At 56.5% G+C, this 20522-nt stretch carries 16 protein-coding genes and 1 pseudogene; 8 read left to right on the forward strand and 9 right to left on the reverse strand.

Translation table 11 applies throughout. The features are described from left to right. Positions 1–31: 31 nt before the first annotated feature. From C1713_RS11835 to C1713_RS11860, 6 genes are all read left to right on the forward strand, one after another. On the forward strand, positions 32–1348 hold the full coding sequence (locus C1713_RS11835) for a YgeY family selenium metabolism-linked hydrolase (protein ID WP_102494032.1): 1317 nt from the start codon (positions 32–34) through the stop codon (positions 1346–1348). Positions 1349–1381: 33 nt separating this feature from the next. Next, the gene (gene ygeW, locus C1713_RS11840) at positions 1382–2578 is read left to right on the forward strand and encodes a knotted carbamoyltransferase YgeW (RefSeq protein WP_102494033.1); all 1197 of its coding nucleotides are present in this window, start codon (positions 1382–1384) and stop codon (positions 2576–2578) included. 10 nt (positions 2579–2588) lie between these two features. Further along, complete coding sequence (gene arcC / locus C1713_RS11845) at positions 2589–3554, forward strand: carbamate kinase (RefSeq protein ID WP_102494034.1); 966 nt, start codon at positions 2589–2591, stop codon at positions 3552–3554. 42 nt (positions 3555–3596) lie between these two features. Next, positions 3597–5066, forward strand: a complete 1470-nt coding sequence (locus C1713_RS11850) for an NCS1 family nucleobase:cation symporter-1 (RefSeq protein WP_102494035.1) — start codon at positions 3597–3599, stop codon at positions 5064–5066. Further along, positions 5063–6460: a dihydropyrimidinase gene (gene hydA, locus C1713_RS11855; protein WP_102494036.1), complete on the forward strand. Its 1398-nt coding sequence runs from the start codon at positions 5063–5065 to the stop codon at positions 6458–6460. The genes C1713_RS11850 and hydA overlap by 4 nt, the downstream gene beginning before the upstream one ends. A 130-nt stretch (positions 6461–6590) precedes the next feature. Then, positions 6591–7235, forward strand: a complete 645-nt coding sequence (locus C1713_RS11860; RefSeq protein ID WP_102494037.1) for a helix-turn-helix transcriptional regulator — start codon at positions 6591–6593, stop codon at positions 7233–7235. A gap of 76 nt (positions 7236–7311) precedes the next feature. Here C1713_RS11860 and C1713_RS11865 read toward each other — a convergent pair whose 3' ends face one another. The 6 genes from C1713_RS11865 to C1713_RS11890 form a co-directional block, all read right to left on the reverse strand. Then, the gene (locus C1713_RS11865) at positions 7312–8106 is read right to left on the reverse strand and encodes a radical SAM protein (RefSeq protein WP_102494038.1); all 795 of its coding nucleotides are present in this window, start codon (positions 8104–8106) and stop codon (positions 7312–7314) included. Further along, complete coding sequence (locus C1713_RS11870; RefSeq protein WP_102494039.1) at positions 8103–10520, reverse strand: glycyl radical protein; 2418 nt, start codon at positions 10518–10520, stop codon at positions 8103–8105. The genes C1713_RS11865 and C1713_RS11870 overlap by 4 nt, the downstream gene beginning before the upstream one ends. Positions 10521–10534: 14 nt before the next feature. Next, positions 10535–11296: a YdcF family protein gene (locus C1713_RS11875; protein ID WP_102494040.1), complete on the reverse strand. Its 762-nt coding sequence runs from the start codon at positions 11294–11296 to the stop codon at positions 10535–10537. Positions 11297–11553: 257 nt separating this feature from the next. Continuing rightward, positions 11554–12948, reverse strand: a complete 1395-nt coding sequence (locus C1713_RS11880; protein WP_102494041.1) for a glycoside hydrolase family 1 protein — start codon at positions 12946–12948, stop codon at positions 11554–11556. Positions 12949–13003: 55 nt separating this feature from the next. Then, on the reverse strand, positions 13004–14149 hold the full coding sequence (locus tag C1713_RS11885) for a PTS transporter subunit EIIC (RefSeq protein WP_102494042.1): 1146 nt from the start codon (positions 14147–14149) through the stop codon (positions 13004–13006). A 1-nt stretch (position 14150) separates the two neighbouring features. Continuing rightward, a complete protein-coding gene (locus C1713_RS11890; protein WP_102494043.1) occupies positions 14151–15335 on the reverse strand; it encodes a carbohydrate kinase family protein in 1185 nt (394 codons plus the stop codon). Positions 15336–15493: 158 nt separating this feature from the next. On the opposite strand from C1713_RS11890, the gene C1713_RS11895 reads away from it, so the two are divergent. Further along, positions 15494–16306 carry a GntR family transcriptional regulator gene (locus tag C1713_RS11895; RefSeq protein WP_102494044.1) on the forward strand — a complete coding sequence of 271 codons (813 nt, stop codon included), beginning with the start codon at positions 15494–15496 and terminating at the stop codon, positions 16304–16306. A gap of 147 nt (positions 16307–16453) precedes the next feature. Here C1713_RS11895 and C1713_RS11900 read toward each other — a convergent pair whose 3' ends face one another. The 3 genes from C1713_RS11900 to deoC all read right to left on the reverse strand — a co-directional run bounded on the left by C1713_RS11900 (position 16454) and on the right by deoC (position 19868). Continuing rightward, on the reverse strand, positions 16454–16885 hold the full coding sequence (locus C1713_RS11900; RefSeq protein ID WP_102494045.1) for a PTS sugar transporter subunit IIA: 432 nt from the start codon (positions 16883–16885) through the stop codon (positions 16454–16456). Positions 16886–16903: 18 nt separating this feature from the next. Then, complete coding sequence (tkt, locus tag C1713_RS11905) at positions 16904–18913, reverse strand: transketolase (RefSeq protein ID WP_212669111.1); 2010 nt, start codon at positions 18911–18913, stop codon at positions 16904–16906. A gap of 250 nt (positions 18914–19163) precedes the next feature. Continuing rightward, positions 19164–19868, reverse strand: coding sequence for a deoxyribose-phosphate aldolase (gene deoC, locus C1713_RS11915; protein ID WP_102494046.1), 705 nt, complete (start codon positions 19866–19868; stop codon positions 19164–19166). Between the two features lie 211 nt (positions 19869–20079). Between deoC and C1713_RS11920 the strand changes: the two are divergent. Then, a pseudogene (locus tag C1713_RS11920) lies at positions 20080–20493 on the forward strand (helix-turn-helix domain-containing protein); the annotation flags it as partial. Positions 20494–20522: the final 29 nt, after the last annotated feature.

Consider the following 20522-nt stretch of genomic DNA (forward strand, 5'->3'; position numbering starts at 1 on the left):
TTTTATTCTTTCAGAAAGGACGTAGGATACCATGGCTTTGAACTATGAACGCATCAAGGAAGCAGCACAGGGGTACGAGGCGCAGATGACGAAGTTCCTGCGGGACATCGTGCGTGCACCCGGCGAGAGCAGCGGGGAGAAGGCGCACGCCGACCGGATCGCGCAGGAGATGCGCGCGCTCGACTTCGACAAGGTGGAGATCGATCCGATGGGGAACGTGCTTGGCTACATGGGGCACGGCACGACACTGATCGCCTTTGACGGCCACATCGACACCGTCGGCATCGGCAATCGCGCGAACTGGGAGTTCGATCCCTACGAGGGCTTCGAATCGGCGACGGAGATCGGCGGGCGTGGGACATCCGATCAGCTGGGCGGGGTCGTCTCGGCGGTCTACGGCGCGCGCATTATGAAGGATCTCGGACTGCTCTCGGACAAGTACACCGTGCTCGTCACGGGGACGGTGCAGGAGGAGGACTGTGACGGCCTCTGCTGGCAGTACATCATCCAAGAGGATAAGGTACGCCCCGCATTTGTCGTATCGACGGAGCCGACGGACGGCGGCATCTACCGCGGTCAGCGGGGCCGCATGGAGATCCGCGTCGAGGCACAGGGCGTCTCCTGCCACGGCAGTGCACCCGAGCGCGGCGACAATGCCATCTACAAGATGGCCGACATCCTCCGGGACATCCGCGCACTGAACGAAAATCCCGCCGACGACCCAGAAATCCAAGGGCTCGCAAAAATGCTGCACAAAGAGCACAACCCCGAATATGAGGAGGCGAATTTCCTCGGGCGCGGCACAATTACCTGCTCGGAGATCTTCTTCACATCGCCGAGTCGCTGTGCGGTCGCGGATTCCTGTGCAGTCTCGCTCGACCGCCGGATGACGGCAGGCGAGACATGGGAGGGCTGCCTCGAAGAGATTCGCGCCCTGCCGCATGTCAAGAAGTACGGCAAGGACATAAAGGTCAGCATGTACGAATATGCCCGCCCGAGCTATACGGGGCTCACGTACCCCATCGAGTGCTATTTCCCGACCTGGGTCATACCGAAGGATCACAAGGTCACGCGATCCATCGAAACGGCATACAAAAACCTCTTTGGCGAGAAACGCATCGGTTCCCCTGAAACAATCGCCTCACGCGAGGGGCGGCCTCTCACCGACAAGTGGACGTTCTCGACGAACGGCGTCACCATCATGGGGCGCAACGGCATTCCCGTCATCGGCTTCGGACCGGGTGCAGAGGCGCAGGCGCATGCACCCAACGAGCGAAACTGGAAGCAGGATCTCGTCACCTGCGCCGCCGTCTACGCAGCGCTGCCGAGCATCTACGTCGCAGATTGATTGCGGGCATCGGATTTGAAAGGAGCATCCATCATGAAAGCAAATTTTGAGACGAGCCTTCGGCAGTTGGAAGGGCTCAGAACACAGGATATGTTCGGGCAGGATTTCCTGCTGACGTGGGACAAGACGGATGATGAGCTGAAGGCTGTCTGGGCGGCAGCGGACGCACTCCGCGCCCTGCGCGAGGAAAACATCTCAGCGCGCCTCTTCGACAGCGGCCTTGGGATCTCCATCTTCCGCGACAATTCAACACGCACGCGCTTCTCCTTTGCCTCGGCGTGCAACTTCCTCGGGTTGACCGTGCAGGATCTCGACGAGAAGAAGAGCCAGATTGCACACGGCGAAACAGTGCGCGAGACGGCGAACATGGTCTCGTTCATGGCGGACGTGATCGGCATCCGCGACGATATGTACATCGGCAAGGGGCATACCTACCAGCTCGAAGTCGCACAAGCGATTGAGCAAGGGCACAAGGACGGCATTCTCGAACAGCGTCCGACCATTGTGAACCTGCAGTGTGACATCGACCACCCGACGCAGGCCATGGCGGACGCAGCGCACATCATCCACACATTCGGCGGCATGGAGCAGCTGCGCGGCAAGAAGATTGCAATGACATGGGCCTACTCGCCGTCCTACGGCAAGCCGCTCTCGGTGCCGCAGGGCGTGATCGGGCTGTTCACGCGGCTCGGCATGGATGTCGTGCTCGCACATCCGGAGGGCTATGAAGTCATGCCCGATGTGCTGAATGTAGCGAAGGAAAACGTGCAGAAAGGCGGCGGTTCGTTCCGTGTGACGCATGATATGGACGACGCTTTTGCGGATGCCGCCATCGTCTACCCGAAGAGCTGGGCACCCTTCGCGGCGATGGAAAAGCGCACGAAGCTCTACGCAGATGGCGACGAGGCCGGCATCAATGCGCTCGAAAAGGAACTCCTCGCACAGAATGCGGGACACAAGGATTGGTGCTGCACCGAGGAGCGGATGCGGCGCACGGAGGGCGGCAAGGCACTCTATCTGCACTGCCTGCCGGCTGACATCAACGACGTCAGCTGTGCACAGGGCGAGGTCGAGGCATCCGTATTCGACCGCTATCGCGACCATCTCTACAAGGAAGCGAGTTACAAGCCTTATATCATCGCCGCAATGATCCTGCTCGCGAAAGCAAAAGATCCCGCGGCGGCACTCCGTGCGATGACGTCCCGCGCCCTGCCCCGCAAGATCTACTGAGGGCAGGAGTATGGAGCAGCAAGAAAAAAGCGGGAAGAAGAAGCGGCGCGTTGTCATTGCACTCGGCGGCAATGCGCTTGGCAAAAGCCTGCCGGAGCAGATACAGGCCGTCAAGATCACGTCGAAGGCGATCGTGGATCTCATCGAAGAGGGCTGCGAGGTCGTCGTCACGCACGGCAACGGCCCGCAGGTCGGCATGATCAACAATGCAATGGCGGCGCTCTCGCGCGAAAATCCTGCGCAGCCGAACACGCCGCTCTCGGTCTGCGTTGCCATGAGTCAGGCGTACATCGGCTATGACCTGCAGAACGCCCTGCGCGAGGAGCTTTTGAATCGCGGCATCACGAACATCTCCGTCGCAACCATCATCACGCAGTCACGCGTCGATGCGGACGACCCGGCATTCGATGATCCGACGAAGCCGATCGGACACTTCATGACGAAAGAGCAGGCCGCATTCGCCGAAAAGAATTACGGCTACATCATGAAGGAGGACGCGGGGCGCGGCTACCGCCGCGTCGTTGCCTCCCCGATGCCGCGCGAGATCATCGAGATCGGTGCCATTCGCGCCCTCGTTGAGGCGGGACAGCTCGTCGTTGCCTGCGGCGGCGGCGGCATCCCCGTCATGCGGAACGGCAATCACTTGAAGGGCGCGAGTGCCGTCATCGACAAGGATTTCGGCAGTGAGCTCATCGCGGAAAATTTGGAAGCCGACTACCTGATTATCCTTACGGCAGTTGAAAAGGTTGCGATCAACTATCGAAAACCTGACGAAGAGTGGCTGGATGAGCTGACGCCCGAGGAGGCGCGCCGCTATATTGCCGAGGGACAGTTTGCCCCCGGCTCCATGCTGCCGAAGGTCGAGGCGGCCATCCGCTTCGCCGAGTCCGCACCGGGGCGCATAGCCCTCATCACACTCCTCGAAAAGGCCAGGGACAGCGTGCTCGGCAAGACCGGCACACAGATCCACGCATGAACAACGCCCTGTCAGATTTTCCCATTGTTAGGAGGGATAACTATGCAGACGCAGTCAGAGTATCAAGTGGAGAAGGATGGCATTGTCAGCCTAACCGAGGCGGGCGTAAAGGCCATTGAGAACCACAAGAATTTCTACAGCCCGGCGACCAGCCCCATACCGCGCGAGAAACGCGACTGGCACACAAAGGACATGGCAAACCTGTGGATCGGCATCATGGTGTCGATCGCGGTTTACCAGGTCGCGAGCGGTCTGTTGGTCGCAGGCATGACATGGTACCAGGCGCTCATCACGATTGTCCTTGGTCACACGTTGGTCATGGCGGTCGCGATGATCATCGGTCACTATGGCGTGAAGTACGGCATGAACTATGCAATGCTGGGCAAGACCATCTTCGGGGAGAAAGGGCTTTTCATCCCCGCACTGATCCGCGGCATTCTTGGCGTCTTCTGGTTCGGCGTGCAGGCTTGGATCGGCGGACAGGCGGTGAACATCATCATCCAGACGATCGTCCCGAGCTGGGAGGGGCTCGGGTTCACGGGCTTCTTCATCTCCTTCCTGATCTTCTGGGCGATCAATGTCTACATCGCGGCCTATGGCAACAAGGCGGTCAAGATCCTCGAGGGTGTTTCCGCACCTGCGCTGATCCTGATGAGTCTCATCGTCATCATCTGGGGGTTCAGCACCGCAGGCTGGAGCCTTGACACACTCCTCAGCGCGCGGGTTCTCCAGCCGCAGGAAGGCATAGACTTCTGGACGCTCTTTTGGCCGGCACTCTCCGCTATGATCGCCTTTGACGGCGGCATTGCGCTCTCCATGCCGGACTTTACGCGCAGCTGCGTCAACCAACGGGCACAGATCCTCGGTCAGATCATCAGCGCACCGATCATGACGGGCTACATTGCCTTCGTCGGCATCTGCGGCACCGCCGGTGCATGGCTCGCATTCGGCAAAGAGATTTGGGAACCCGCCGTGCTCGTCGGCAATTTCGACAGCATTGCGATCCGCCTCATTTTCTCCATCTTCATCATCATGGCCATCCTGACGACGAACGTCGCGGGCAACTTGATCCCGCCCGTGAACATCGTGGCATCCTACGTCAAGGGGCGCCTCAGCTATCGTCAGGTGGCGATCCTCGTTGCAGTCCTCTCGCTCTTTGCACAGCCATGGAACTCTCTTTCCAGTGCCTACCACCTGATCTTCGATGTGACGCAGTTCCTCGGCGCTCTGATCGGTCCGATCTCGGGTATCTACATCGCAGCCTACCTCGTGGAGTACCGCACGGAGATCAGCATTGTTGACGCCTACATCGAGGGACAGGGAAAATATTTCCACACAAATGGCTGGAATGTGCGAGCTCTCCTCATCGTAGCCATCTTCACCGCGCTCATCTTCATGGGACGCTTTGTCCCTGTGCTTGAGCCTCTCTTCAACAACGCCTACGTCTTCGGCACGCTCGGCGCAGGTCTGACCTATGCGCTCATTGTAAAGCTGGGGGGCGCGTCCAAATGAGGACCGTCATCAAGGGAGGGCTCGTCTGTCTGCCGAGCGATCCCACGCATCTCGACATTGCCGTCGAGAATGGCGTCATCACAGAAATCGCCGAGAATCTAGATGTCGGAGACGATTTCCTCATCGACGCCTGCGGCATGGTCGTCGTGCCGGGCGGCATTGACCCGCACACCCACATGGATCTCCAGCAATCCCCCAAGTACAGGGCATGCGATACCTTCCTCACGGGCGGCATCGCGGCGGCCTGCGGCGGTACGACAACCATCATCGATCACATCGCATTCGGTCCACCCGGCTGCACGCTCCGCCAACCGCTCGACGTCTATTGGGATCTCGCGAAGGATTGCCCGATTGACTACAGCTTTCACGGCGTGCTGCAGCATGTGGACATGGACATCCTCGACGAACTCGGGGGACTGATCGATGCGGGCTTCCCAAGCTTCAAGGCGTACACGACCTACGGCTTCCCACTGACGGAGGCAGGGCTCATGCCCATTCTGCGCGTGATGCGAGAGCGCGCCGGACTCCTCACCGTCCATTGTGAAAGTGACGTGATCACGAACACGCTCCGCAGAGAGCTGGGCGCAGGGGAGCAGGAACCCATCGAACATGCGCTGACGCGTCCCAACATCGCCGAGGCGATGAGCGTCAACATGCTGCTCTCCATCGCACGGGCGGCAGGCGATGCGCCCGCCTACATCGTGCATCTGTCGGCGCATGAGAGCCTCGATCAGCTGCGCCTCGCGCGGCAGGAGGGGCAGCGCAACGCCTACGCCGAGACCTGCACCCAGTACCTCACACTCACGGAGGACAAATTTCGGGGAAATGCCGACGATGCCATCCAGTACATCATGGCGCCGCCGCTCCGCAAGGAGGAGGATCGCGCGGCGCTCTGGCAGGGGCTGCACGACGGCGACATCCAAGTTGTTGCCACCGACCACTGCCCCTTTATGCCCGATGAAAAACGCGCCTATACCAAAGACTTCCGCGACTGCCCGGGCGGTGTGCCGGGCGTTGAGGAGCGCATGCCGCTCATCTTCAGCGAAGGAGTGCTCGCAGGGCGCATCTCCCTCCCCGATTTTGTTCGCGTGACCAGCACGAACGCGGCGAAGATCTTCGGTCTTTATCCCAAGAAGGGAACGCTCCTCCCAGGGAGTGACGCCGACATCGTCCTGATCGACCCACGGCGGGAGCATACCCTCACCGCAAGCGATCTTCACAGCACCTGCGGCTGGACCCCATATGAGGGCATGACCGTGCGCGCATCAATCGCCCTCACCATGCTGCGCGGCGAAGTCATCGCGCGGGAGGGTGCATTCCTCGGACAGCGCGGCTATGGCCAGTTCCTCCAACGCAAGCGCAATGTCCCCTACGAGGATATTGTGCGGTGCTGATCGAAGAGAAACACTTGCTTTTCCTGCGGGGAAAGTGATATGATAACAGAAAATGCACGAGGGAAGCCGCTTCCATGCTGCATGGGAGCGGCTTCCTTTTTTTTGAGAACTGTGAAGGGGTTTTGATAGCATGATGAACGGGCAACTCCTCGCCTGTCTGAAACAAATCGCCGGCGGCATTGCCCAGCAATTCGGTCCGAACTGCGAAGTCGTCGTGCATGATCTCTCCGACGTGGAGCACTCCATCGTCGCCATCGAGAACGGTCATATCTCCGGCCGCAAGGTCGGCGACGGGCCATCCATGGCCGTGCTCGACGCGCTCAGCGGTCACCCCGAAAAGCTGCATACAGAAGGCAGCTACCTCACGAAGGGCAAGAACGGACGTGTGCTCAAATCGACGACCGTCTACCTGCGCGACACGAGCGGAAAGATCATCGCCCTCTTCTGCATGAACTTCGACATCACGGAGCTTTCTCTCGCCGGCAGTGCACTTGCCCCCCTCATCTCCGTCATGTCACCGAAGGGCGAGGATCGCAACATCCCGCAGAACGTCGCGGAGCTCCTCGACGACTTGCTCGAGGATTCCGTGCGCCTTGTCGGAAAGCCCGTACCGCTGATGGCGCGCGAGGATAAAATGCGCGCTGTTCAATTCCTAAATGAGCGCGGTGCCCTGCTCATCACAAAATCCGGAGACAAGATTTCCAAATTCCTCGGGATCTCGAAGTACACGCTCTACAGCTATATTGGGGGAGCCTCGGACGAGCCGTCTGTGTGATTCGCCGGCATATCCCCGCCCTCTGCTAAAAATCCCCTCTCTGCCGAATGCATGCGTCAGAGAAGGGATTTTTCCTTTATTCAAGTGCAATCTTCACATTCAGCCCGACCTCGCCCGCGATAACGCGCAGCCGATTCCAGTACGCGGGCAAGATCGTGCCGTCGCCCTCGATCGGATAGGGGATGCCGAGCCGCTGATATTTCCCCTTGCCGAGGTTATGATAGGGCAGGATGTCCACGCATTCGACCGCATCCCCGAGCTTTTTAACGAATTCCATGCGCTTTTGCACATCTATGAGATCATCGTTGTACCCCGGCACAATCACCATACGGATGATAAGACGCTGTCCCTTTGCCGCGAGTTTTTCAAGATTCGCAAGAATACGGACATTGCTCCTGCCCGTACATCTCCTGTGCATTTCCTCATCAAATGCCTTCACATCATAGAGGACATACTCCATGCGGTCGGAGAGGAGGTCAAGCGTTTCCCACGGGACATCGCCAGCTGTGTCGAGTGCGGAGGAAATGCCCATCGCCAAGAGGCGCTCCGCTGTGTCCGCGACGAAGTCTTCCTGCAGTGCTGCCTCCCCGCCGGAAAAGGTAACGCCGCCGCCCGACTCCTCATAAAAGGTACGGTCGCGTGCAAGCCATGCGGCGAGCTGTGCACTGTCCCACTCCTCACCGACCTCCTGCGTGCGCTCCTCGCCGCCAAGCGTGAAATGCATCGTCTTCTTCCCCGGCAGCATTAGCTCGGGATTCGAGCACCACTTACAGCGCAGATTGCAGTCGACGCAGAACACCGTTGTACGGATGCCGGGACCGTCCTTTGTGGAGTAGCCCTGCAGCGAACCGACGAGACCTTTCACACTCACCACTCGTTCTCCGTACGCGCAATGATGGCATCCTGCGTCTCTGGCATGAGCGAGACGAACTGCGCGCAGTAGCCCGCCACGCGCACGATGAGATCCGTGTACTGCTCGGGATTCTTCTGCGCGTCGCGCAGCGTCGTGGAGTCAATGACGTTGAACTGATTGTGATAGATGCCCATGCGCTGACTCGCGCGCAGGAATCCCACGAATTTTTGCAGATTCTCCTCACCCGCGAGCGTGCCCGGCGCAAAGCGCATGTTGAGCAGCTGTCCCGCCGCAACCTTCCAGTTCGGCAATTTCGACACGGAGCGGATGACGGCCGTCGGGCCGTTCACATCCGTCCCCTGCGTCGGCGAGCATCCCTCGTTGAGCGGCGAGCGTGCCATACGCCCGTCCGGCGTCGCTCCCACGTCCAGACCGTTTGGCACATAGGATGTGATATTGCTCGTGGACATTGTATAGCAGCTGACCTCAGGGCCTCTGCCCGTCCGATCGGTCTTATATGCGGGCAGGAGTTCCAGATAAGACTCGAAGATGTCGCGCACGATACCGTCCACCTCGTCCTCATCGTTGCCGAACTTCGGCGCGGACTTGACGAGATCGTGGACACGTTTGCCCTCCGCGCCTGTCCAGTTGACATCCATCGCGTGTTTTAGTTCGTCCCATGTCAGCTTTTTCTCGTCAAAGATCAGCTTCTTGATCGCCTCGAACGAGTTGCCAAGCACAGCTGGACCGATGTTGGACTGTGAGATCACATCGTATTGACAGCCGCCATTCTTGAGCAGCTTACCGACCTCCATGCAGTTGTCGATAAAGCAGGAGGCAAACGGATCGGCATCATACACGGCGAGAGCCTTGTCGCAGATCACATCGCATTCGACGGCAATATCCGAGTAGAACTTCAGCAGCTTCTTCCACGCCGCCCACATCTCATCGTAGGATTTGTATTCGATGTCCCTGCCGGGCTTCCCGTTCACGCTCATCATCTGAATTCCGCTGTCGGGATCCGTGCCGTTGTAGATGACGAGCTCGAGGATCTTGCCCCAGTTGACGTAGGTCATGCCCGTCGCGCGGTGTCCGTATTTGCCGGGCACGCCCGTCTCCACGCAGCCGATCGCGCAGTAGTCGAGCGCATCCTCGCGTTTGATACCGAGACTCTCAAGCCCACGTACCGCTGCGTCATCGTTGAACATGGACGGCATACCACAGCCCGTACGGATGAGCCGCCCCGCGAGGCGCAGCAGACACTCAGGCGTGTCGGCGTTGTAGCGCATGGAGAAATTCGGCTCTGCCATCGCCGTGAGGTTCATCGCCTCGATGCAAAGCGCGGACAGTTCGTTCGAGCCGTCCATGCCATCGGGACGATAGCCGCCGACCATCAGGTTCGAGTAGAGCGGATAGCCCTGGGAAAAACGCGTGTGACCGTAGGGGCGCACCTTGTTGTTGCCGCTGTTCATGAGGAACATATGGGTTGTGATCTCAAGCGCCTTTTCCACCGACAAAATCCCATGGTCGATATCGTGCCGATAGAGATCGTACATATATTGGTCGAAGCGACCGTAGCAGAAGGAATGCCCGTTGCTCTCGATCATCTGGAGCATGTGCACGAGGTAGACCGTCTCGCAGCCCTCCCAGTAGCTCTGCGCGGGGCGCTCCATCAGCGTCTCTGCCATCTCGCCCATCGCCAGCAGTTCTTCACGCCGTTTCGGAGTCTGCGCCTTCTCTGCCAGCTCCCGTGCGAGCACGGCATAGCGTTTGATAAAGTCGAGTGCCCCCTCAAGCGCGATTACGACCGCCTCGTAGAAGATGCGGTTCTCCTCTGTGAGATTCGGACACTTCAGATGCGCCTTTGCCTCCTCACTGATGGCGCGGAAGCCCTTTTCGAGAATCAGTTCGTGCTTCGGGACAATGTGCCCGTCCCCCGACATAGAGATACCGCCACGGTGGATGACCTTCTGTTTCTCCGCCATGCGGACATTCTCTGTCGTTGTCCGCTGCACCTCGTCCTCGTGCGTATGACCGTGCCAGTAGGGGGCGATGCGGCGAATGTCCTCTTTGACCGCCTCCGTGATGTAGAACACGTCGCCCGTGCGCTTGTCGAATTCATCGAGCTCCTTGACCACCCAGTCGATTGAGAACTCTGGGAAAATCGGCGCGGCGAAGTTGCGGCTCGCCTGATTGCCGAAGATCAGGCTGTCCTCCTCAATATAGATCGTCATATGGCGCAGCGTGTGCGCGAACGCCTTCGCCTTGCGGATCGTATAGTCCTCGCCCTCCGTCTCGCGAAACGACTCCGTGTAGAGCACGGCACGTTCGCTGCAGATGCTCGCACGACGCTCCTGCATACGGCGGTGAAACCGCTCAATACGCTCCATGTCAAGGTCGTCCGTCTGCGGTACGAATTCCAAAAATTTCATATTCACCCCTCCATTCAACGCACAGCGTAACACTCCAACTCATTGTGCAGCACTTCATCTGCCGCCGCCACATCGACAGGGATGTCAACATGTGGAATAAATCCGCAGCCCTTCGGTCCATACCCGTTCTCATCATCACGGAGACGGCGAATCTCCCCCATCAGCAGGGAGTAAAAGCGCTCGCGCGGCCAAAGCCCCTTGATCTGTGCGGTAAATTCCAAGCCCGCATCCATCCGAGGCACAAACGGGGCATAGCTGATAAGCACATCACCTTTCGTGACAAGATCTGCCATGGATACATAGCTCCGGTACTGCATCGTCGGATCCTGCATGAGGATCATCACCCGATGAGGAATGCCGTTCTCCCTCAATATGCGGAGCGCATTCCGCCCATTTTCCGAGCAGTTGCGGGAGGCATTCTCCACGAGGATATCCTGCTCCGGGATATCGAACTTCTTACGTGCAATTTCCGCGTAGATATCCGCCTCTGCACCGGACAGATCACAGGTGCGGTATTCCGGCATTGCCTTCATCTTGTCCTTTAAGATCTGCGTGGAATGCCCGACTCCTCCGGCAAACAAGATCTTTTTGCATATGCCGGAGAGATAGGCTCTGCACGCAGCCTCCGCCACCTCCGGCAAATCGTTGCCAAACGCAAGCAAAACATCGGCTTGTCCTGCTCCACAATGTACCTCCAAGCTCTCAGGCGTCAGTTCCTCGATCTGTCGCAGTGCCAGAAAACGACTGATCGTATTGATGGCATCCTCCAGCTTCATCCCTTACCTCCATTTATTTTATATGTATCATACATTTGTTATATATAATTTACACCGGCACAGCGCTTTTGTCAATAGAGAAAGCCAAGGACTCTCTGATAAAACGAGGTTCGTCAGATTTGTGCAGACTTTTCTCCCGAACAAGGAGGCAACAAAACAGGCGTACTGCATGAGTTCCATCACTCCGTGCAATACGCCTGTTTTATAGACTTACCACTGCTGCACACTCTCAGGAATACAGCATAAAGATAGGATGTCTACCGCACGACTTCACCTTGTTTCAAGCAACGCGAGAACCAATGCAGTGACTTTTTAGGGATGCGCTGATATGTGTCAAGATCGAGTTCCAAGAGTCCGTAACGATTTTTGAACGCATTGCGTGCAGAGACATTGTCGATAAAGGACCAAACGAAGTAACCGAAGCACTTCGATCCTGCGGCGCGGCATTTCAACGCGTTTTCCAGATGCTCGCCGAGGAAATCGATGCGGTAGTCGTCCTCAATGCGCCCCTCTGCGTTCCGGAACCGTCCCTCGTTCTCGATGCCGATTCCGTTCTCGCTGATGAACCAGTCCGGATTTCCATAGTCTCGCTTGAGACGTTCTCCAATGTCATAGACTGCCTGCGGGTAGATCTCCCAACCGCGATCCGCATTGAACCGACGATCCGGCATGACGTAGGGCTCATAGTAGTACTCAGGTGTAAATGTCTTGCCCTCATACGGCGTCTCACGCGCCTTCACGCGAATCGGGAAGTAGTAGTCGACACCGAGTACGTTGATCCGGTGCTTTCGGATCTCATCAAAGTCCCCCTCCTCATAGCGGAACAGGATGTCGTGTGCCTCCATCTCTGCGAGAAGATCCGATGGGAACTCCCCCTTCATGTACGGATCCAGATAGAGACGCACCTCAAACAGATCCACATAGTAGGCAGCCTGCACGTCTCGAATCTCACCGCTTCGCGCATAGACCGGCGTCATGTGTAGCATCACGCCGAACTTCATGCCTTCCCTCATATACGGCTCTGCAATCCGTACAGCTTTCGCCGTCGCGAGGATCTTGTGAAAATGCGCCTGATATGCCGCCTTTGCATCTTGCTTGAACGGATACCAAAATCCGCTGCGATAGCCATGATCGAGAGGGACGTTCGGCTCCGTAAATGCGAACCAATATTTCACATCCCGATGGAACTCTCTAAGCGCCGTAGCTACGTACTGCTCATAGAGAGCAACTGTCTCCCTTGAGACCCATCCGTTGTATTTCTCGAAGAGCACGGCAGGGATGTCCCAGTGCTCCAAGGAAATGACGGGTTCCATACCGCTGTCACGAATCGCCCGTATAACGTCGTGGTAGTAATCAACCGCATCCTGCGAGACTTTGCCCGAAAGGGGATCCTCCATGAATCGAGCCCATTGGATCGTGAAGCGGAACGCACGCATGCCAAAGTCTGCCATAGTCTTGATATCTTCCCTGTAGCGATGATAGAAATCACTCGCCTTCTCAGGGCTGACATGGTCGTGCCAGAGGTCAGGATTCGCCTCATAGAAGAGATCCGCCCAGCTCTTTTGTCCGGGCAGCCTTCCTGCTGTTCCCTCGACCTGCCACGCGCTCGAGGAGGTACCGATCAAAAAATCTTTTGGAATTGTAGCATCCATTTCACTTTCCTCCCATGCAGATCAATTGTACATTTTTATACGTTTACCGTGTCAGCTATCTCTTTGAATCCGCCTGCTCGGTCTCCTCCGGCGTTGCCTCGAATTTCAGCAGCATTGTGAGCGCAAAGCTCACGGCGAAACCGACGAGAACGGAGACGATCATCAACGCGAATCCGTTGCCAAAAAAGATGGGAAAGGTGGTGGCGGACGGAATTGCAAACGCGCTCGCCTGTGCACCGGAGAAGCCTGCAACCATGCCGCCGGCACCGCCGCCCGCACAGACGGCAAGGAGCGGTTTCTTGCGGGGAAGCGTCACGCCGAACAGCGCCGGCTCCGTAATGCCGAAGATGGCGGAAACGACTGCCGCGCCGCAGACGGACTTATAGGACGTGCTCTTGGTCTTCAGCATGACGGCAAGCGCCGCTCCGCCCTGCGCAAAGATCGAGGCTGCAAAGAGCGCGAGGATGGTATCGCTGCCGAGCACCGCAACGTTGTTCATCGAGATGATCATGAGTGCCCAATGCAGGCCGAAGATGACCATCGGCTGAAAGATCGCGCCGATCACAAGACCCGTGAGGATGGGCGAGACCACATAGATCGCCTCATAGCCTACGGCAAGCCATTCTCCGACAAATGCACCGATGGGGCCAAACGCGAATAGCGTAACCGTACCGCCTACGAAAATGCAGATCAGCGGCGTCAGAAATCCCTTCAGCACATCCGGGAGGCGGCTGCTGACTGCGCGTTCCAGTACGGCAAGGAAATACGCCGCCAAGAGGATCGGCAGAACGCTCGAATGATAGACTGCCCCCTTGATCGGTATGCCGAGGAAGGAGATCGTATCCCCCGCTGCGAGCACCTCCGTCAGCCCCGGATAGAGCAAGATGCCGGCGATGATCACGCAAGTGAACGGATTGCCGCCGAACCGCTTTGCTGCCGTGTACGCAAGAAACATTGGCAGGAAGTAGAACAGACTGTCTGCCATCGCATTCGCGATGAGATAGGTCGTGCTGTCCTGCGAAACGGCCCCGAGGGATACGCCAATCACCAGCAGCCCCTTCAAGATACCTGCGGCGCAGAGCAAATTGATGATTGGCACAAAGATCGCAGCGACAACATCAATGACGCGATCGAGCCTGCTCTTCTCTGACGGAAGCTGCTGTGCTTCCTGCCCTTTTTCCTGTGAGAGATTGTCTGCCATGTCACTCACCCCTCTGTTGGTTTTTCATCCCGTCGATGGCCTCTTCCTGGGCCGTTTCCACAAGACGCTCTTTGACTCTTCCCTCGCCCCAGTCTTTTAGGAAGGTACGCAGCTCTTGGAAATTCGCGGAACGAGCATTTCGAACGTAGAATCCTGAATTTGCCGTGCCCATGAGGAGGGACTCCTGCATCGTGAGCCCGAGCATCTGTCCGCTCACAAATCCTGCGTTGAAATTATCACCACCGCCTGTCGTGAGCACAGGATTCTCGCAGTAGGGACCGGGCACCGCCGAAATCCCATCGGCATCTGCCGCAGTCGCCCCCTTCAGCGTATGAATCACAACTTGAGCGATCCCAAGCGTCTCACGCAGGAAGAGCGCAAGCTGTGCAACCGGCGTTGTATCTCCCTTGCCGGGCTGGAAGCAATTTGTTACACAACGCGCCTCACGCTCGTTGAGCCCTAGGATCACATCGAACTTTTCCTGGAATTTCGGCAGACATCGCATCGCCTCCATGATATCTTCCCGCGAGCGCTTCGTCGGATCTGCAAGATCAAACATGAACGGGCGTCGCTGCTCGTTCTCCATCAGAGGGAAGACTTCCCGTACAACCCCATTCCAGATGCTCATGACGTTGATGAGAAGCGTCCAATCCGCAAACATCAGGAACTCGCTGCGATCGAAGATATGCGCAAGATGCTCCGGCGTCGTATGCTTTATGAGCTCTGTCCAGTTCACATCCTTCAGCGGCTCCAATTTGCTGCTGATTACCTTGCCATCATGGAATTCGACCGCATCTGACATGCCCGGCTCACTGATGGAGATAATCTCCTCTGCTGCATCGGCAAAATCCTGAAAGATCGGATGAACATTTTTCTTTCCAAGCGCTCCGATATACGTCACTTGGTAACCCTGCTCCTTGAGAGCATTTGCATAGATCGTCGCGACACCGCCTAATTTCGCAGTCACCGGCACCATCTCAATGTTCATGCTGAAGCCCGCAGCGGCGATGAATTTGTTGCCATAGTCCGTCAGCATCTTCACACGCTCGTACTCATCCGGATTTTTGCGCGTATCGACGACATGCACAATCGTATCCACGAATCCGTCAAGTCCCGCCAGTGTACGATGTTTCGAGGGGGTCATTCCCCCTAATTTCTCCGCGATATCCAAAAGTTGCTTGTTCATTTTATATCCTCCTTTTATATATTATATGTATCATACATTTGTTGTGTTTAATATATTATATTCTATTTTGTTTGTCAATTTTTTTTCCAATTTTCTTGATAAATTTTTCTCTAATAGCTATAATTGTATTATACAAATATACAGAAGGATGGTAGGACATGGAAAAAGAAGATTTCACAGGCGCGATCAACATGCAGCTCTCGTCGAGCATTCCGATCTACGAGCAGCTGGCGAACTTCATCCGGCTCAAGGTGCGCACAAACATTTTCAAACCGGGGGACAAGATGATCCCCGAGAACGATCTGTGCGAGCTACTCGGCATCAGTCGAACAACGGTGCGGCAGGCGATGGAGCTGCTTGTGGACGAGGGGCTGATCATCCGCTATCGGCGCAAGGGCTCATTCATTGCGGAGCCGAAAATGAAGCGTCCGATCAACAACCTCTATAATTTCAGTGCGAATATGCGCGAACTGCATGCCGTTCCCTCCTCCCTCATTCTGAATCAGGAGATTACGGCGGCGGACGCACGGCTTGCGGAAATATTGCAGCTGCCCTCCTCGAATCCCGAGATCTTTCAGCTCGATCGTCTGCGCTGTGCGGACGGCAAGCCCGTCCTCATCGAGCGCACGACAATCCCCTACTATCTCTGCCCTGGCATCGAGCAGCACGACTTCACGATGACCTCCCTCTATCAGGTGCTCAGTCAGAACTATGCGCTGAACCTCTATCACGCAACGGAGACGATTGCCGCCGTCCTTCTGCGCGAGGACGAAGCGAAGCTGCTGCGCTGCCGTGCACGCGATGCAGGCTACAAGATCACGCGCATCTCCCACCTCGACATGGGCTTTGTCTACGAGTACACACACTCCATCACGCGCGCGGATATGTGCGAGTTTCAGATGGAGCTTTACCGCACCGTGCCGGGCAAGGCGAATATTCCAGATAACATCCAACGTAATATCACATTGTAATCCCCATATAAATCAAGGATTTTCTTGACTCATTCAAGTCTGAATATAATACAAAAATCTCATTGCATAGCAAAAGCGCAGGAAATTGATTTCCTGCGCTTTCCTTCCTAAGGATATAACAGCCTTTTCTCTGCCTATGGAGTATTCTCAGAGATCGTCGTCCTTATCCACTTCCATTTTCGAGACGTGGAAGCCTTGAATTCCGTTTTTGCCCGCCTCGCAAGCCTGCTCCATAAGTGCGAGAATGTCGTATTTCCCGCTAACGCACTGGGTACTGACCATCTCGATGAGCATGGGCAGATTGACCCCTGTGACGATTCCGTACGCCTCGTTCTCCGCTACAAGACGACATGCGGCGTTATAGGGACTACCACCGAAGAGATCGTTGAGAAAGAGCACTCCATCCGTACAATCAAGCTCTGCAATAGCCGCCTCGTATTTTTTTACCACATCATCCAATCCCTCACCCGGCACAAGCGTCACAGACTGTACGTTCTTCTGTTCACCGCAGATCATCTCACAAGATTTCAGAATCTCCTCGGCAAAGATTCCATGAGTTCCTACAATAATTCCAAACATCCCAGATACTCCTTTCTTTTACAGATGTCCACGGTTCGCTCGATAGTTCTTCGCGATAACTTCCTTCATGACGCGTGCAACATTCTCCACCGTGAATCCGTATTTCCTGAAAAGCACATCGGCGGGTGCAGAAGCACCGAAGCCCTCCATCGTGACCGCACCTCCGTCAAGTCCGACGTATCTGCCCCAGCCGAAGTCCGATGCTGCCTCTACGGCGACACGCGCCCGCACGGCACGCGGCAGAACGCGCTCGCGATAGTCTTCATCCTGCGCCGCAAAGAGCTCCATGCAGGGCATGGAGACGACGCGCACATGCACGTCCTCGGCGGCAAGTGCTTCCTGCGCCGCGACGGCGAGGCTGACCTCCGAGCCGGAGGCGATCAGAATGCCCTGCATTTTCCCCGCCGTCTCGGAGACAACATAACCTCCTCGCAGTGCTTCCTTGCTTGAGCCCCTGAGCTGCGGCAAATTCTGGCGTGTGAGCACGAGTGCCGTCGGTGTTTCGGTGCTCGTCACGGCAAGATACCATCCTGCGGCAGTCTCTATCGCATCCGCCGGACGGAAGACGTTGATATTCGGCTGCGCGCGCAGCATCGCCAGCTGTTCGATTGGCTCATGGGTCGGGCCGTCCTCACCGACGCCGATACTGTCATGCGTGAGTACATAGGTCACGGGAATCCGCATAAGAGAGGCAAGGCGCGCCATCGGCTTGATATAGTCGCTGAACACGAAGAACGTGCCGATGTAGGAACGCAGCCCTCCGTGGAGCGTAATGCCGTTTGCAATCGCCGCCATCGCAAGCTCGCGCACGCCAAAATGAACATTACGCCCTGCATAGTTTTTCTTGCTGAAGTCCCCCACGCCCTTCATCTCCGTCTTGTTCGACGGGGCGAGGTCGGCACTGCCGCCGAAAAGCTGCGGCAGGATGTCCTTCAGGCGGTTGAGCATCGTCCCCGAGATGGCACGCGTTGCCTGCGGCTCCTCTCCATGTGCCCAAAAGTTCGCATTTTCTATAAGTGCCGCCGCGTCCACGGGCGCGTGATAGCGGTCCCAGCGCCGCCGTGCCTCGGGAAACGCAGTGCTATATGCGTCAAATAGTTCGTTCCATGCAGCCTCGTCCGCTGCTGCCGCGCGCGCAACCTCCTCATAATGACGGTAGATTGCATCGGGGACATAGAAACTCTCCTCGGGCTTCTGCCATCCGAGCCGTTCCTTGAGTGCCTTGACGTTCTCCACGCCGAGCGGTTCTCCATGTGCACTTGCCTTGCCCTGCTTCGCGGGGCAGCCGTAGCCGATCTCCGTATGAATCGTGATGAAGGAGGGACGCGTCTTGTCCGCCTTTGCCGCCGCAATCGCCCTGCCGATGGCAGAGAGGTCGTTGCCGTCAGGCACGTCGAGTGTCTGGAAACCGAACGCCGCCATACGCTCCGCGACGTTCTCCGTAAAGGCGATGTCCGTGCTTCCCTCGATGGAGATGCGGTTGCTGTCATAGAGCACAATGAGCTTCGATAGCCCAAGCGTGCCTGCAAGCGAAAACGCCTCGGAGGAGACGCCCTCCATCAGGCAGCCGTCGCCGCCGAGGACAAAGGTATAATGATCGACAATGTTGTAGTTTGGCTGATTGAAGATTGCCGCAAGATGCGCCTCCGCCATCGCCATGCCGACCGCCATTGCCATACCCGCGCCCAAGGGACCCGTCGTCGCCTCGACACCGACCGTATGTCCGTACTCGGGATGGCCCGGCGTCAGCGAGCCATCCTGTCGGAACGATTTCAGATCGTCCATGGTCAGCCCATAACCAAAGAGATGGAGCAGCGCGTAGAGCATGGAAGAGCCATGTCCGCCCGAGAGGATGAAGCGATCACGATTCGCCCACTGCGGATTTTTTGCATTGTGCTTCATGTGGTGCGCCCAAAGTTCGTATGCCATCGGCGCACACCCGAGCGGCAGCCCGGGATGCCCGGAGTTTGCCTTTTGTACGGCATCCGCCGCAAGCACACGAATCGCATTCACGCATTTTGTATCCATCGAATCCAATTCCTTTTCCCCCTTTGCATAAAAAGAGAGGAGACGCAGCATGAGCCACATTCTCCTCCCCTCAATTCGTTATGGAATCGCTGATAAAATGAAGTCTGTCAGATTGGTGCAGATTTTTTGTCCTGTCAAGGAGACAAACCGGACGCATAGCAAGGGCTATGTGGAGGATTTGTCGACGATGGCAGGGCGAAAAAGATGTGCCAAGATGGCAGTACTGAATTTATCAGTGCTTCCTATGTACTTACTTTTTCAGAACGACCGGCGTGGAGCGATAGCCGACGCCCATACGATCGATGCCCATGTCGATGAGCTTGAAGAAGTGCTCCTGCGTGCGGATGCAACCCGAGCCCTTGACCTTGATCTTCCCCTCGCCCGCGTCCATCATGATCTGAACGACCTCGGGCGTGGCACCGACACACTCACCGCCCGTGTAAAAGCCCGTGGAGGACTTGATGTAGTCCGCGCCTGCCGCGATGGCGCACTTCGTACCGTCGATGATCTGCTGCTTCGTGAGCGAATCCGTCTCGATGATGACCTTAACCTCGGTGCCGTACTTGTGGCAGACATCGACGACCGCCTTGATGTCCGCCGTCACATAGTCGAGGTTGCCGCTGCGGAGCTGACCATAGTTCGCCACAATATCGAGATCCATAATCTTGTACTTGCTGCAGTACTCCTCCGCCTGCTTTGCCTTGGACTCTGTCGTGGAGAGCCCGAAGGGGAAGTCGCAGACGACGCAGATGCCGGTGTCCGTACCCTCGACCATCTTCGAAACGAGTTCGAGCGATGCGGGGTTGATGCAGATCGTCGCACAGCCGAAGTCGATTCCCTCCTGCGTGTACTTCTTGATCTCCTCCTGCGTGAACTCCGGCTTCAGGACAGACTGGTCAATGTAGCGTGCCAGTTCCTTCGCGGTCATCTCTGCAGCTTTCTTCGTCGGTTTCATAACACATCGTCTCCTTTTATTTTATATGTATCATACATTTGATGTGTTTAATATAATGCAAAGGGCACGCAATGTCAATAGCTTTTTTGAGATTTTTGAAAAAAGATTCATTGAGGTTCATTGTGAAATGAAATCGGACACATAAAAAAGTAGAACATACAGAATCAATCTGGTAAAATATCTTTGTACAAACACTACCAGGAGGTTCTGTATGCCCCACACTCATTCTACCACAAAACGCCGCACATTCAAGCACTTAAACGCCTATCAGCGCGGGCAGATCGAAGCGATGCTGCGTCTCGGTGTCCCCAAGGTGAAAATCGCCAAAGACCTTGGCATCGCCCGCTCCACCTTGTACGAGGAAATAAAGCGCGGCACGGTAACGCAGAAGCGTTCCGATTGGACGTACTATGAGCAGTATTTTGCACAGTCCGGTCAAATGCGCTATGAGCGCAATCGTGAGAACTCCGGAAAACCGTCCAAATTTAACGCTGCACAGGACTTCATCCGGTATGTAGAAAACGCCATTCTCAAAGACAAACACTCTCCTGATGCAATCTGCGGACGTGCCAAGCGTATGAATCTGTTCGAGGTGTCTGTCTGCACAAAGACCATCTACAATTTTTGATTCTGTTATGCTCTACTGTCCGATTT

This window comes from Centipeda felix (genome assembly GCF_900186465.1).
Classification (GTDB): domain Bacteria; phylum Bacillota; class Negativicutes; order Selenomonadales; family Selenomonadaceae; genus Centipeda; species Centipeda felix.

Bases quoted from the DNA above. Each gene is read 5' to 3' on its own strand.
- arcC (WP_102494034.1), top strand. From the start codon at position 2,589: ATGGAGCAGCAAGAAAAAAGCGGGAAGAAGAAGCGGCGCGTTGTCATT.
- ygeW (WP_102494033.1), top strand. From the start codon at position 1,382: ATGAAAGCAAATTTTGAGACGAGCCTTCGGCAGTTGGAAGGGCTCAGA.
- tkt (WP_212669111.1), bottom strand. From the start codon at position 18,913: ATGGATACAAAATGCGTGAATGCGATTCGTGTGCTTGCGGCGGATGCC.
- C1713_RS11860 (WP_102494037.1), top strand. From the start codon at position 6,591: ATGATGAACGGGCAACTCCTCGCCTGTCTGAAACAAATCGCCGGCGGC.
- C1713_RS11895 (WP_102494044.1), top strand. From the start codon at position 15,494: ATGGAAAAAGAAGATTTCACAGGCGCGATCAACATGCAGCTCTCGTCG.
- deoC (WP_102494046.1), bottom strand. From the start codon at position 19,868: ATGAAACCGACGAAGAAAGCTGCAGAGATGACCGCGAAGGAACTGGCA.
- hydA (WP_102494036.1), top strand. From the start codon at position 5,063: ATGAGGACCGTCATCAAGGGAGGGCTCGTCTGTCTGCCGAGCGATCCC.
- C1713_RS11900 (WP_102494045.1), bottom strand. From the start codon at position 16,885: ATGTTTGGAATTATTGTAGGAACTCATGGAATCTTTGCCGAGGAGATT.
- C1713_RS11875 (WP_102494040.1), bottom strand. From the start codon at position 11,296: ATGAAGCTGGAGGATGCCATCAATACGATCAGTCGTTTTCTGGCACTG.
- C1713_RS11835 (WP_102494032.1), top strand. From the start codon at position 32: ATGGCTTTGAACTATGAACGCATCAAGGAAGCAGCACAGGGGTACGAG.
- C1713_RS11890 (WP_102494043.1), bottom strand. From the start codon at position 15,335: ATGAACAAGCAACTTTTGGATATCGCGGAGAAATTAGGGGGAATGACC.
- C1713_RS11885 (WP_102494042.1), bottom strand. From the start codon at position 14,149: ATGGCAGACAATCTCTCACAGGAAAAAGGGCAGGAAGCACAGCAGCTT.
- C1713_RS11850 (WP_102494035.1), top strand. From the start codon at position 3,597: ATGCAGACGCAGTCAGAGTATCAAGTGGAGAAGGATGGCATTGTCAGC.
- C1713_RS11880 (WP_102494041.1), bottom strand. From the start codon at position 12,948: ATGGATGCTACAATTCCAAAAGATTTTTTGATCGGTACCTCCTCGAGC.
- C1713_RS11870 (WP_102494039.1), bottom strand. From the start codon at position 10,520: ATGAAATTTTTGGAATTCGTACCGCAGACGGACGACCTTGACATGGAG.